The sequence below is a fragment of the Patulibacter sp. NPDC049589 genome, assembly GCF_040675535.1.
Taxonomy (GTDB): Bacteria; Actinomycetota; Thermoleophilia; order Solirubrobacterales; family Solirubrobacteraceae; genus Patulibacter.
The window spans coordinates 1-12318 of record NZ_JBFAPC010000165.1; the positions used below are offsets into that span (position 1 = coordinate 1).

General features: G+C 77.4%; 14 protein-coding genes. 4 read left to right on the forward strand and 10 right to left on the reverse strand.

Going from position 1 to position 12318, the window contains the following annotated elements; genetic code table 11:
• Both AB0L40_RS22735 and AB0L40_RS22740 read right to left on the reverse strand, forming a co-directional pair.
• A partial coding sequence (locus AB0L40_RS22735) for a bifunctional glycosyltransferase family 2/GtrA family protein (RefSeq protein WP_364360111.1) occupies positions 1–1198 on the reverse strand: 1198 nt, incomplete at its 3' end.
• 111 nt (positions 1199–1309) lie between these two features.
• Positions 1310–2746, reverse strand: a complete 1437-nt coding sequence (locus tag AB0L40_RS22740; protein ID WP_364360114.1) for a hypothetical protein — start codon at positions 2744–2746, stop codon at positions 1310–1312.
• Positions 2747–3050: 304 nt separating this feature from the next.
• On the opposite strand from AB0L40_RS22740, the gene AB0L40_RS22745 reads away from it, so the two are divergent.
• A complete protein-coding gene (locus AB0L40_RS22745; protein WP_364360117.1) occupies positions 3051–3866 on the forward strand; it encodes a hypothetical protein in 816 nt (271 codons plus the stop codon).
• Positions 3867–3944: 78 nt separating this feature from the next.
• On the opposite strand, the gene AB0L40_RS22750 is transcribed toward AB0L40_RS22745, so the two are convergent.
• A complete protein-coding gene (locus AB0L40_RS22750) occupies positions 3945–4148 on the reverse strand; it encodes a hypothetical protein (RefSeq protein ID WP_364360120.1) in 204 nt (67 codons plus the stop codon).
• Between the two features lie 39 nt (positions 4149–4187).
• Between AB0L40_RS22750 and AB0L40_RS22755 the strand changes: the two genes are divergently transcribed.
• Entirely contained in the window at positions 4188–4976 is a 789-nt protein-coding gene (locus AB0L40_RS22755) for an MBL fold metallo-hydrolase (RefSeq protein WP_364360123.1), read from the forward strand.
• A 52-nt stretch (positions 4977–5028) separates the two neighbouring features.
• Positions 5029–5613: a TetR/AcrR family transcriptional regulator gene (locus tag AB0L40_RS22760; RefSeq protein WP_364360126.1), complete on the forward strand. Its 585-nt coding sequence runs from the start codon at positions 5029–5031 to the stop codon at positions 5611–5613.
• 42 nt (positions 5614–5655) lie between these two features.
• Here the strand turns inward: AB0L40_RS22760 and AB0L40_RS22765 are convergent, their stop codons facing one another.
• The 7 genes from AB0L40_RS22765 to AB0L40_RS22795 form a co-directional block, all read right to left on the reverse strand.
• Positions 5656–6300, reverse strand: a complete 645-nt coding sequence (locus AB0L40_RS22765; RefSeq protein ID WP_364360129.1) for an SRPBCC domain-containing protein — start codon at positions 6298–6300, stop codon at positions 5656–5658.
• Positions 6301–6515: 215 nt separating this feature from the next.
• A complete protein-coding gene (locus tag AB0L40_RS22770; protein ID WP_364360132.1) occupies positions 6516–7160 on the reverse strand; it encodes a TetR family transcriptional regulator in 645 nt (214 codons plus the stop codon).
• Between the two features lie 390 nt (positions 7161–7550).
• The gene (locus tag AB0L40_RS22775) at positions 7551–8147 is read right to left on the reverse strand and encodes a hypothetical protein (protein ID WP_364360135.1); all 597 of its coding nucleotides are present in this window, start codon (positions 8145–8147) and stop codon (positions 7551–7553) included.
• A 160-nt stretch (positions 8148–8307) separates the two neighbouring features.
• Positions 8308–8625 carry a ferredoxin gene (locus AB0L40_RS22780; protein ID WP_364360138.1) on the reverse strand — a complete coding sequence of 106 codons (318 nt, stop codon included), beginning with the start codon at positions 8623–8625 and terminating at the stop codon, positions 8308–8310.
• Positions 8622–9854: an NADH-ubiquinone oxidoreductase-F iron-sulfur binding region domain-containing protein gene (locus AB0L40_RS22785; RefSeq protein WP_364360141.1), complete on the reverse strand. Its 1233-nt coding sequence runs from the start codon at positions 9852–9854 to the stop codon at positions 8622–8624. The genes AB0L40_RS22780 and AB0L40_RS22785 overlap by 4 nt, the downstream gene beginning before the upstream one ends.
• A complete protein-coding gene (locus tag AB0L40_RS22790; RefSeq protein WP_364360144.1) occupies positions 9851–10543 on the reverse strand; it encodes a ferric reductase-like transmembrane domain-containing protein in 693 nt (230 codons plus the stop codon). Before AB0L40_RS22790 ends, AB0L40_RS22785 begins: the two co-directional genes overlap by 4 nt.
• Positions 10543–11487 carry an FAD:protein FMN transferase gene (locus tag AB0L40_RS22795; RefSeq protein ID WP_364360147.1) on the reverse strand — a complete coding sequence of 315 codons (945 nt, stop codon included), beginning with the start codon at positions 11485–11487 and terminating at the stop codon, positions 10543–10545. Before AB0L40_RS22795 ends, AB0L40_RS22790 begins: the two co-directional genes overlap by 1 nt.
• Before the next feature lie 12 nt (positions 11488–11499).
• Between AB0L40_RS22795 and AB0L40_RS22800 the strand changes: the two genes are divergently transcribed.
• A complete protein-coding gene (locus AB0L40_RS22800) occupies positions 11500–11850 on the forward strand; it encodes a hypothetical protein (protein ID WP_364360150.1) in 351 nt (116 codons plus the stop codon).
• Positions 11851–12318: the final 468 nt, after the last annotated feature.

The window sequence follows — 12318 nt, forward strand, 5'->3', positions numbered from 1 at the left end:
GGGGTGCGGTGATGGGGGTGGGGGGGGCGGGGGCGGCGTGGGGGGGCGTCGCCGCGCCCTTCGGCGCCGGCCGGCCGAAGACCCAGAACCGCAGCGCGACGTAGCGCGAGACGGTCGCCAGGACGGAGGCCGCGACGAGGACGAGCAGCTCGACCGCGTGGCCGGGGCTCGGGTCGATCGCGCTCAGGGCGGCGAGCGCGCCGCTGGTCAGGAGCACGGTCAGGACGAAGACCGCGGCACCCTGCAGGTGGTGGCGGACGAGGTGCTCGCGGCCGGTGACGCGGAACGACCAGCGGCGGTTGGCCTGGGTGTTGGCCACCGCGGTGACGGCCAGCGCCAGGACGTTCGCGATCCCCGGGCCGACGCCGCCGGCCCGCATCAGCAGGAAGAGCAGCGCGTAGGCGACCGTCGAGACGACGCCGATCGCCAGGAAGCGGGCCATCGGCGCCGTCGAGAGCAGCCGGGCGACGCCCTTGAGGTCGTCGGTCGCGGTGCGCACGATGTCGACGGAGGAGTCGGGGTCGTCGGTCCAGTCGACCGGGACCTCGTGGATCCGCAGGCCGTCGCGCTGGGCGAGGACGAGCAGCTCGGTGTCGAAGAACCACGCCTGGTCCTGCACCTGCGGCAGCAGCCTCTGCGCCGCGTCCCGGCGGATCGCCTTGAAGCCGCACTGCGCGTCGGAGAACCGGGCCTGAAGCGACATGCGCAGGATCTGGTTGTAGGTGCGGGAGATGAACTCGCGCTTGGGGCCGCGGACGACGTTGGACGCCTTCGCCAGGCGCGTGCCGATCGCCAGGTCGCTGTGGCCGGAGATCAGCGGCGCGACCAGCGGCAGCAGCGCGTTGAGGTCGGTCGAGAGGTCGACGTCCATGTAGCAGAGGACGTCGGCGTCGCTCGAGGACCAGGCGGCCCGCAGCGCGCGGCCGCGGCCCTTCTCCGGCAGGTCGAGCAGCTCGACGCCGGGCAGGTCGTCGGCGAGCGCCCGGGCGACCGCCGCCGTGGCGTCGGTCGAGGCGTTGTTGGCGACGACGACGCGCCAGGCGAACGGGAACGACGCGGAGAGGTGCTCGTGCAGCCGCCGGATCGACGACGGCAGCGCCGCGGCCTCGTTGTAGACCGGGACGACGATCTCGACGACCGGCGCCGGGGCCGTGACGAGACCGTCGCGGCGGACGGCGGGAAAGGTCGAGGAGGTCATGCAGCCAAGATGCGGCCGGCCCGCGTGAGCGGGCTGGGGCGATCCTGAGCGGACCCTGAGACCGCCGAAGAACGGGTGAAGAGGCCACCTCGGGGCTCACACCCGGGGAGCTCACCAGGCGGTGTCGGCCCCGCCCGTCACGACCTGCGGGCGTCCGCGACCGTCGGGACGGACCCGGACGGCCTCCTCGCGGGCGCGCGTGCGCTTCGTGCCCGGGGTCCGCTCCCGCCACTGCAGGCGGACGACGACGCGCCGGGTCGCCCGTTCGTAGCCGACAATCGAGAGGTCGGAGACCGCCAGCGGGGCGCGGCCACCCGGCAGCGCCGCGACGATCCGCTCCGCGGTCGCCGCGCCGCCGGCGACCCGCACCGGGCGGGCCCGCCCCGCCGGGTCGATCGTCACGAGCGTCCGACCCGACACCTCGTAGGGCTCGGGATCGTCGTCCGCCACCCCGAGCCAGCCCCCGTCGAGCCGCCCGAGCACGGGGATCACGCGCTGGGTCTCGGTCCGGCGCTGCCGGCCCGAGGACGCCACGCGGAGGTCGCCCGCCGCGACGCGGATCTTCGGCGTCGGGGTCGTCCGCCCGACCCCGTCCGGGGTCACGATGCTCAGGCGCGGGCCCGAGCCGGACTCACGCAGGCGGATCCGCCCGTCCCGGGTCAGCAGGCGCGTGCGGAACGTGTACCGGGTGAGCAGCGCGCCGGACGGACCGCCGACCATGCCCCACGTGTAGGGGAGCCCGCGGGACGCCGGGCCCTCGGCGCGCCCGACCGTGCGCGGGGCCGGGCCCTCGAGGTGGGTGGCGGAGACGCGCACGTAGCCGTCGACCCCGCGGATCAGCCGCCCCCACGCGCTCGTCGGCGACGTCCACTCCGGCGGCGCGACGTCGCCCGCCCCGGCGAACAGGTACGCGAGCGGGAGCAGCGAGTAGACGGACGAGCTCACCAGGATCCCTCCGGGCACGCCGACCGCGCTGCCGCCGGGGCCGGCGACCTCGGCGCACGTCACCGTGTCGACCGGGCAGGAGAGCGCGGTCCACGAGACGTCGCCCGCCTCCTCGTCGTCCGGGTCGGCCCCGGGCCGTCGCACGCGGCGCTCGGCGTCGCCGACGACCACCGTCGAGCCGTCGGGCGTCCACGAGACCTGCGAGTAGGGCCGTTCGATCACGACGTCCTGCGGCAGCCTCAGCGGGACCGGCCCGCCGCTGCCGTCGAGCGCCAGGACGTACGCGTCCTGACCGCCCCGGCCCTCGTCCGGCGGGAGCAGCAGCGCGCGGCGACCGTCCGGCGAGGCCAGGAGGCCGCCGGGCGCGGCGGGCAGCGAGAACGGGCCGAGACGGCGGACGGCCCCCGCCGACGTCCGCACCGCGACCCGGACCGTCGACGGCTGCCGCAGGTCGTCCGGCTCGTCGACCGCGAGGGCTGCGACGTCCGCGGACGCGGGGGCGGCGACCGCGAGCGCGGCGACCGTCGAGACCACGAGGACGGCGACGCTCGGGACGACGAGGGCGACGGCGGGACCGCGGGACCTGCGGGGGCGGGACGGCATGGCGCGACTCCGGGGACGTGGCGCGCACGCACGCGCCGGGGCGGACACCGTACCCCGGATCCGCCCCATCGGTGCGGCGCGAGGATCCGCCCGCGCTCGCGGCGGCGGCGCCCGGATCCCCCGGCGCGTACGGGATACCGTGACGTGTCGTGCTGCATGTGTCCCGAACCGTCCCCCTCGCCGTCACCGGCCTGCTCCTCGCGACCCCCGTCGCGGCCGGGGCCGTCCGGCGGCCGACCGCGCCCGACCGGCGCGCCGCCGGCCCGCCGACGTCCCCGTCCCGCGGGGACCTCCGAGCGGCGGGGTGACCCGTCGCCTGCGCATCGCCGCGATCCTCCTCGCGGCGCTGGCGCTCTCCTGCATCCCGGCCCTGCTCGCCACCGGGGACGACGGGCCGCCGGCCACCCCCGGCGCCGACGTCGGCCGCGGCGCGTACCTCGGGGGCTTCGGCCTGCCGGGCGAGCTGCTGGGCTCGGGCGCCTTCGTCCTGCGCGTCCCGGCCGGCCGGCGCTACCACGTGGTCAGCTGGCGGTTCCGCGAGGTCGACCCGCCCGCGACGGCCGTCGCCTACGGGGCGCGGCCCTGGCGGGACGCCGACGTCTCGGCGTGCCGGGGCCGCCTGACGGCGTTCGACGGCGACGCCCGGACGGCCCTGCGGGACGGCGTGCGGTACCCGTGCGCGATGACCGCCGCGGCCGGCCGGCTCGTCACCGGCGAGGCGCCGCTCGAGCTGATCGGCGTCTACTGGAACGCTCCGCGCGAAGGCGTGGTCACGCACGTGGCGGAGCCCGAGGTGCTCCTGCGGGACGACCTCGGGCGGCTCTCGCGCGTGACGGGGGACGGCGGCCAGGACACCTGCGCGGTCGGCGTGCGGGCCTGCGCCCGCTGGTCGGCCGCGGAGGCCGAGAGCTCCGACGGCGACTCCGACCCGCCGACCCGGGCCGAGGTCCGCGCCGAGGAGGAGAAGCCCCGCTGGGTCTGCCACCGCCAGGCCCGCGGCCCGTTGTTCGCCACCCCCGAGAACCGCCCACCCCGCCCCGCAGGCGTCGAACGGGGCACCGACACCGACGGCAGCCGCTGCGCCGCGCCGCCGCTCGACGGCGCGCCGCCGGCGCCGTAGCGCCGGGCGCCGCACAAGGCCCGGCGCCAGACAGGCCCGGGCCCCGGAGTGCGGGGCGGCGTGACGGGCACACCTCGCCTAGGCGCTGCGCAGTGCCTCCACCGGGGACAGCCACGCCGCCCGCACCGCCGGCCAGAGCCCCGCCGCCGCCCCGATCACCAGCGCGCCGCCGAGGCCGCCGGCCAGCGCGACCGGCGGGACGACCGCGATCCTCCCGCAGAACTGTGAGAGCGGGGTGAACGGCGCAGGATTCTCCCGCGGACACCGTCCTCCGGATACCATACGCCCCCGAATGGAATTCCATCCCGAGGAGTGCTCCGCGTGACCGACGTCCAGATCACCTACGTGGGCGGCCCGACCGTCCTGATCGAGGTCGGGGGCTGGCGGATCCTCACCGACCCCACGTTCGACCCGCCCGGCAAGCGCTACTTCTTCGGCTGGGGCACGGCGTCGAAGAAGCTCCAGGGCCCCGCCGTCGCGTTCGACGACCTCGGCCCGATCGACGCGGTGCTGATCTCGCACGACCACCACGGCGACAACCTCGACCCGACCGGCCGCGAGCTGCTGCCGCGGATGGGGCAGATCGTCACGACGGCCCCCGGGGCCAAGCGCCTGGACGGGGACGCCATCGGCCTGCAGCCGTGGCAGACGACGACGCTGGCGTCGGAGGGCAAGGTCGACATCGAGATCACCGCCACCCCGTGCCGGCACGGGCCTCCCGGCTCCAGGCCGATCGTCGGCGAGGTCGTCGGCTTCGCGCTGCAGTGGGAGGGCCAGGAGCACGGCGTGCTCTGGATCACCGGCGACACCGTCCTCTACGACGGGGTCCGCGAGGTCCCGAAGAAGCTCGACGTCGGCACCGTGATCGTCCACATGGGCGGCGTCACGTTCCCGTGGCTGTCGGGCCCGCTGCGGTACACGATGAACGCGCAGGAGGCCGTCGAGCTCTGCGGCGCGCTGGACCCGACGACGATCGTGCCGATCCACTTCGAGGGCTGGAAGCACTTCCGCCAGGGCCGGGCGGCCGCGAAGACCGTCATCGGCGCCTCCCCACTGGCGGACCGCACGCGCTGGCTGGAGCCGGGGACCGCCGAGAGCATCGGGGTGTGAACGGGCTCCCGGGGGGCGCCGGCGTCCGGCCGACGCCGGGCGGGCGGGACGCATGAGCCCCGCAGGGCGCCCGGCCCTGACGACCCCGGACGCCTGGGCCGCCGCCGCGCTGGACGACATCGAGGAGGCCGGCGTCCGCGGTCTCTCGGCGCAGTCCGTCGCGCGGCGCCTGGGGGTCAGCAAGGGCGGGCTCTACCACCACTTCGCCGACCGGCGGGCGCTGCTGCGGGCCGCGCTGGAGCGCTGGGAGCGGCGGCAGGTGACCGAGCTGTCCGTCCGCTTCGACGCGGTGGAGGACCCGCGCCGTCGCCTGCACGAGCTGCTGGTCTACGCCTGCGTCGAGATGGCGCCGACGATCATCCTGCAGTTCATGGCGGCCGCCGAGGACCCGGACGTCGCGGCGGCGCTCGAGCGCTCGGCGGTCGCGCGCCTGGCCCACCTGCGGCGGATCTTCGTCCAGCTGGGCCTGCCCGCCGACGTCGCCGAGCACCGGGCGGTCATGGCCTACAGCCACTACCTCGGGCTCGCGCAGCTGCGGACGCAGACGCCGGAGGTCCTGGCGACCGAGACGCTCGTGCTCGAGCACGTCGGGGTCCTCGAGGCCGCGCTGCTGGCGGGGACCGGCGGGCCGGCATGAGGGCCGGTCCGGCGCCGCGCGGCGCCGTGGGTCCGCGCCCGGTCAGTCCTCGTCGTCGACCGGCGCCGTGTAGGCCGCGATCGTGCGGTCCGCCCGCGTGCGGGCCTCCGCCCAGTCCGCGCCGCCCACCACGTCGGCCGCGTACCAGGCCTCGCCGCTGAGCTCGATGAAGCGCCCGCCGTCCTCCTCCCCCGCCCAGGCCCGCGCCTCGGCGGGGTCGTCGGCGCCGCCCGGCGCCAGGTGCAGCGCGAGCCCGAGCAGCGAGAGGTCCCAGCCGACGCCCGTCGCGCCGGGCCCGTACTCGGTCCAGGTGGCGTCGTCGAGGCCGGAGAGGTGCGTGAGCGTCAAGCGGGCACCCCGGTCGTCTCCGGCGGCGACCGCCACCTCGATCCACCCGATCGCGTCGCCGAACTCCCACGTGGACCGGAACGACGCGCCCGGATCGCACCGCTCGATCGTGCCGGCCGCGTTGCCCTCGAGCTGGAAGCGCCCGCCGGCCCGGAGGTCCCCGGTCACCGGGAGGAACCAGCGCGGCAGCCGCTTCGCCGTCGTGATCGCGGCCCAGAGGTCGTCGGGGGACGCCGGGAGGTCCTGCTCGAGCGTCAGGAGCCGGAGCTCCCGGCCCTCGTCGGCGCGGCGACCGACCCGCCGGCGCACCGCCTCGATCTGCTCCGTGACCCCGACCATCGGGTCGATTCTGCCCGTTCCGCGTGCGTGACCCCGGGTCGGCGGCGCAGGTTCCCGGCCTGTCGCACGTCATCCCCACCTTCCGCATTCGCGATCGGGCGACGCTGCAGCACTGGGTCGACGCGTTCGGGTTCGAGCGTGCGGGCCCCGAAGCGGGTGCTCGAGGCGTTCGACGCGGCCGCTCGCGGCGACGGCACCTGAGCGGACCGGGCCGGTCAGCCGCCGGCGGGCCGCGCGATCAGGCGGGCGATCATCTCGGACGTGTCGCCGCGCAGCGCGCGCACGGCGTCGGGACCGTCCTCGGCCGCCCGCAGCACGAGCTCGTTGATCGCACCGACGATCGCCAGGGACAGCGTCGGACCCAGGGTCCGTGCGGTCGGGTCGGCGTCGGCGAAGACCTGGCTGAGCCACGACACTCCGACCGAGTAGCGGTCGAGCACCTCGCGGCGCACCAGGCGGGCTCGGGGCCCCGCGGACGCGATCTCCAGCAGCGAGAGTCGCTCCCCGGCCGACGCGTCGGCCATCGCTTCGAGGTAGACCCGGATCAGCCCGTCGAGGCGCACGCGCCAGTCCACCGCGGTGTCCTGGGCGAGGAGCCCGGAGGCGAGCCGGTCCAGGATCCGGTCGGCGAGGTCGCTGTAGAGCCCGATCAGGGCCAGGTCCTTCTCGGCGAACTGCTCGTAGACCGTGGTCCGTGAGACGCGGGCGGCGGCGGCGATGTCGGCGATCGTCGTCGCGGCGTAGCCCTTCTCCGCCAGGGCGGTGGCCAGGCCCGCCAGGATCCGTGACCGGTTGCTCGCCGCGCGGGTCTCGGCGGTCGTCGGGGGCCGCGGTGGGGGAGTCGGCACGACCTCGGACATCGGCGCGAATCGTCCCAGAACGTCCGGGCGGACGGCGATCGGGCGGACACCCCGAGATCACCGTTCACCGGTGTACGGCCTCCCGGGTCCCCGGAGCGCGGCCGGTCCGTCCGGCGCCGACGCTCTCCGCGCTGCCCTCCCCGGCGGGGCGGGCGGCGACGGGGTCGCCCGGCACGGGCCGCCGGGACGGAGACGCCGTTCCCCGGCCCGCCCGGAACGGCCCTCGCGTCGCACGCGCCCGCGCCGTCCCCCCGGGCAGCAGGGCGCGTGCGGCGCGAGGGCCGTCCGGTGGGTGCGGTCGCGCGGCGTGGTCGCGGCGACGACGGATCCGGCGCGGCGCCGCGGGCCACGGGCGCGCGGGCCACGGGCGCGATCGCCCGCCGACGCGGCCTACGAGGCGGCGCTCGAGCCCGACGTGGTGCTCGACGAGGAGCCGCTCTGGGCGGGCGGGGTGCCGCCCTGCGTGCCGGACGGCGGGGTCCCGCCCTGGCCGCCCGACGGCGGCGCGCCGCCCTGGCCGGGGCCGCCCTGACCACCCGGGCCGCCGCTCGGCAGCACGTCGGCGAGCGCCGCCTCGACCTTCGCGGCCGTCGTCCCCAGCGTCTTGGCGACCGTTGCGTACATCGCGGTCATCGGGTCGGTGCCGGAGCCCCCGGCCGCGCCGGCGCTCGGCTGGCCGCCGCTGGAGGACGACGCCGAGCGCGCCGACGGGCGGGCCGACTCGAGCGCCGCCTGGAGCTTCGCGGTCGTCGTGCCGAGCGTCTTGGCGGCGGCGGCGAGCTTCGTGCTGTCCAGCGCGCCCCGACCGCCGTGGCCGGTGGCCCCCTTCGCGGTCGTCCCGGTGCCCTGCTGGGTGGCGCCCGTCTGCTGCTGGACGGCGGCGGCCTGGGTCGTCGCGTCGTCCGACGAGCTCCCGCAGCCGATGACGCCCAGGGCGGCGGCGCCGGTCACGAGGAGCGAGGTGATCGTCTTGCTGGTGCGGTTCATGGGGACCACGATCCCGTCGCCGCCTGGGAGCACCCTGTGGGGGGTCTGGGCACTCGCGCAGACCGTTCGCGGTGCGGGATCCGCCACGCGGGATGGCGCTCGGGAACGACCAAACCGCCGGGCGTGCGGCCCGGCGGCGGAGGGTGCGAGGAGGCGCCGCTCAGCGTCCGGCGCGGAGTCGCAGCGCCAGCGCCGGGCAGGCCTTGGCGGCCCGGCGGGCGTGGGCCCGCAGGGCCGGATCCTGCGCCCCGTCCAGCAGGATCGGATAGCCCCAGTCGTCCAGGACGATCCCCTCGGGGAAGAGCTCGGCGCACAGCCCGTGGCCGACGCACGCGATCGGGTCCAGCGTCAGCTGCGGTGAGGCGCGGCGGCCGTCTTCCCCGGCGACCGGGTCCCGCGCGGTCTCGTCGGCGGCCCGGTCCCGGCCGGCGTCCTCGCGGTCGCGCCCGCCCTGCTCGAGCCGCTCGCGCAGGCTCATGCCGCCACCCGCTCGCGGGCGTCGATCGGCGCCGCCGCGCACGTCGCGCAGCGGCCGTGGTGCGCGTGGTCCTCGAGCTCGTCGGCGAACAGCGCGGCGGCGCTCGCGATCATCCGCACGGTGCCGGTCGGGTGGGCGCAGGCGCCGCGGCTGTCGACCATCGCGATCCAGCGCGTCAGCAGGCCGAGGTCGTCGGGCGTGCCGTCCCCGTCGGCCAGGCGGACGAGGACCCCGGCGATCGCCGCCAGGCCGTTGACGCACGAGCCGCACTGCCCGGCGGACTGGCCCGACATCCACGACGCCAGCCGCGCGACGGTCCGGACGGGGCAGGCGGTCGCGCCCAGGGCGATCACGACGCCCGCGCCGACGGACGCCCCGTGGGGCCGCAGGTCGCGGTCGGTCAGCGCCGGGCGGGCCGCGCCGTCGACCCAGGCCCCGAAGTAGCCGCCGACGAGCAGCGCCCGCGTCGGCTCCGACGGGCCGCCGGCGAGGCGCAGGACCTCGTCGACGGGCAGCCCGACGGGGACCTCGTGGACGCCGCGCCGCGCGACGGCGCCGGAGACCGACACGAGCGTCGTCCCCGGGCGCTCCGGGGTCCCGGCGCCGCGGAACCACTCGGGTCCGTAGCGGGCGATCAGGCCGAGGTGCGCGAGCGTCTCGACGTTCTGCACGAGCGTCGGTCGGCCGAACAGCCCGCGCTCGGCGGGCCGCGGCGGCGCGAGGCGGGGGACGGCGGGACGACCCTCGACGTGCGCGAGGACGGCGGTCTCCTCGCCGGCGACGTAGCCCTCGGCGGCGGCGACGAGGCGGACGTCGGGCTCGTCGCGGGCCGTGCGGTCGTCGACGGCGCGGGCCAGCGCCGCGTGGGTGACGGCGGGGGCGACGAGGACGATCTCGGCGGCGCCCACCGCCCGCGCGGCGGTGACCGCGCCGTCGAGGACGAGGTGCGGCTGCCGCCCCAGCAGGAGCCGGTCCTTCGACGACGCCGGCTCGCCCTCGGTGCCGTTGACGACGACGACCGGCTTCCGTGCCCCGGCGACGGCCGCGAGCTTGCGCGCGGTCGGGAACCCCGCGCCGCCGCGACCGCGCAGCCCCGCGGCGTCGACCGCCGCGATCAGCGCGTCGGCGTCGCGCCGGCCGATCGCCGGCAGCGCGCCGTGGACGGCCCGGTGGCGGGCGAGGTCGGTCGTCGCGTGCGGGACGGCGGCGGACAGCAGGAGAATCGTCATCGGAGGACCTCGCGGTCGGGGGTGGTGGGTCGGGGATCGAAGACGGCGGACTCCCCGCCGAGGACCGTGCGCGCCGTCGCGGAGGTGCGCCCCCGCGCCCGCGACGCCGTGATCGCCGGCGGCGCCCCGGCCGCGAACGGCACGGTCGGCGCCAGCGGCGCGGCGACCGGCCGGGGCGGCAGGGCCAGGCGGGCCCAGACGGCGGCCGCGACGACGGCCCCGCAGGCGACCGTGAGCCAGAGCATCCAGCCCGTCGTCCCGACGTCGGTGCCGATGCCCAGGCCGTGGGTGACCGCCACCGGCCAGCACGCGTACGCGGCCCAGTGGACGGCGCGCCAGGCGCGGTGGCCGATGCGGGCGCGCAGGACGCTCGTGACGATCACGGCCAGCAGCAGGTCGAAGGCGAGCGTGCCGAGGCCGAGCCACAGCGGGTGGTACTCGCCGACGAACGGCACGATCGCGTCGACGAGGCGGATCTGGACGTACCCGTCGACGACGTTCGTCGCGATGTGGATCGCGAGGACGACCATCACGAGCAGCGACGCCGACCGGTGCAGGTGGTCGACGACGAAGCGCGGGGTGCGGCGCGGTGCCCAGCGGCGCTCGTTCGCGATCCCGAGCGCGACCGTCAGGGTGAGCAGGACGAGCGTCACGGCGCCGGTGGCGCGCGACAGGTACCAGAGGGTCATCAGGCCGCCTCCGCCCGGCTCTCGTCGGCGGGCCAGCCGCCGACGGTGGTCACGGAGCCGTCGTCCGCCACGAGGCGGGCCGCGACGCCGGCGGCGCGCAGCGCGCGGGGCGCGGCCTCGCCGAGCACCAGCGCGGCGGTGCTCCAGGTGTTGGCGGCCACGCAGCTCGGTGCCGCGACGCTGACGGTGCGCCACACCGGAGCGACGGGCTCGCCGGTGCGCGGGTCGACGACGTGGTGGACGTCCCGGCCCCCGCGCCGCCAGCGCCGGACGCCGAGGCCGGAGGTCGCGAGGCCACCATGGTCGACGGCGACGACGTGCTGCGGCCGGCGGTCCCGGTGGTCGTCGGCGATCCCGACCGCCCAGCCGCCGCGCGGCGCGGGTCCGGCGACCGCGACGTCGCCGCCGAGGCTGACGAGGACGCCGCCGGCGTGGACCGCGCGCAGAGCGGCTGCGGCCGCCCGGTCGGCCGCGAACGCCTTCGCGGTCGCGCCGAGGTCGAGCGCGACGCCGGCGGGCAGGTCGATCGTGCCCTGGTCGCGAGCGGCGGTCCGGCCGCGGGCGACGAAGATCCCCGCCGTCCCGGGCGCGGGACGGGGATGGACCGCCGGGCCGACGGCCGGCACGAGCGCGAGGTCGCGGTCGTAGCCGATCGCCGTCATCGCGTGGCCGACGGTCGGGTCGACTGCGCCGCCGGTGCGCGCCGCCGCGTCGAGCGCGACGACGACGGCCTCGAGCAGCAGCGGGCCGACGCACTGCGGACCGGTCCCGGCCGCGGCGTTCAGGCGGCGCAACTCGGAGTCGGCCCGGAAGCGGCTGCACGCGCGGTCGATCGCGACGAGCTCGCGCTCGACGGCGACGCGGGCGACCAGCAGGCGCGAACGGTCCTCGGCGAGCAGCTCCACGGTGGTGCCGAGCGCCCGCCAGCGGGTCAGGGCGCTCATGACGCGCCCGAGGTGACGGCGGAGGACGAGCTCGACGTCGACGGCGCGCTGCTCGACGTGGTGTCGGTCGCGGTCGAGCCGGTCGATGTCGAGGCTGCGTCGGTCGTCGTGGTGACCGCGGCGGCGGTCGACGGCGAGGTCGTCGTCTCGCCGGCACTGAGCACGCTGAGACCCAGCACGAGCGCGGCCGCGCCGGCGACGAGCCCGGCGGTGACCCGCCGCGCGGTCCGCATCCCCCGGTCGCGCACGCTCCGCGGCGTCGCCCCGGGGGCGACGGGCCTCCCGGCGTCGGGGGCCGTGGGGTCGTCCTGGGGCTCGCGGTTCATGGCCACAGCGTGCGCCCGCCCCCTCCGCACCGGCTGAAGCGCGCCTGGGGATCCCCTGAGAGGCCGACGCGCAGGTCCGGCCCCCACGCGACGCAGGCCACGCAGGGCCGGCGGGCCGCGCTCGACCTCGACGTGCCGGGCCGAGGCGGCTTCGTGTCGCCCCACGACACCGGTCCCCGTCGGTCCGGCCCGTCGTCGTCGTGATGCGGGTCCGTGCCCTCCCACGACACCGATCCGCATCGGCTCGACCACCCGCACCCGGCCGCCGTCCCCATCGCCCCCACCCCCCGACCGCCGCAGATCCGGCCCGTCCCGCCGCCCCACCGCGGCGTGCCTACCGGCGGACGCCGTCCACCGCCGCCGGCCGTAGATCCCGGGGACTTCGACTCCCCTCACGAAGAGGTGAGAAGGAGGCCTGCACGGTGCGATCCCGCTTGTAGCCGGGTGTCGCGGCGTTGGCGAGGTCGCTGGAGAGCTGGTCCTGGCGCACCTGCTCGGCCCGCAT

Bases quoted from the DNA above. Each gene is read 5' to 3' on its own strand.
- AB0L40_RS22740 (WP_364360114.1), bottom strand. From the start codon at position 2,746: ATGCCGTCCCGCCCCCGCAGGTCCCGCGGTCCCGCCGTCGCCCTCGTC.
- AB0L40_RS22750 (WP_364360120.1), bottom strand. From the start codon at position 4,148: ATGGTATCCGGAGGACGGTGTCCGCGGGAGAATCCTGCGCCGTTCACC.
- AB0L40_RS22760 (WP_364360126.1), top strand. From the start codon at position 5,029: ATGAGCCCCGCAGGGCGCCCGGCCCTGACGACCCCGGACGCCTGGGCC.
- AB0L40_RS22765 (WP_364360129.1), bottom strand. From the start codon at position 6,300: ATGGTCGGGGTCACGGAGCAGATCGAGGCGGTGCGCCGGCGGGTCGGT.
- AB0L40_RS22770 (WP_364360132.1), bottom strand. From the start codon at position 7,160: ATGTCCGAGGTCGTGCCGACTCCCCCACCGCGGCCCCCGACGACCGCC.
- AB0L40_RS22775 (WP_364360135.1), bottom strand. From the start codon at position 8,147: ATGAACCGCACCAGCAAGACGATCACCTCGCTCCTCGTGACCGGCGCC.
- AB0L40_RS22780 (WP_364360138.1), bottom strand. From the start codon at position 8,625: ATGAGCCTGCGCGAGCGGCTCGAGCAGGGCGGGCGCGACCGCGAGGAC.
- AB0L40_RS22785 (WP_364360141.1), bottom strand. From the start codon at position 9,854: ATGACGATTCTCCTGCTGTCCGCCGCCGTCCCGCACGCGACGACCGAC.
- AB0L40_RS22790 (WP_364360144.1), bottom strand. From the start codon at position 10,543: ATGACCCTCTGGTACCTGTCGCGCGCCACCGGCGCCGTGACGCTCGTC.
- AB0L40_RS22795 (WP_364360147.1), bottom strand. From the start codon at position 11,487: ATGAGCGCCCTGACCCGCTGGCGGGCGCTCGGCACCACCGTGGAGCTG.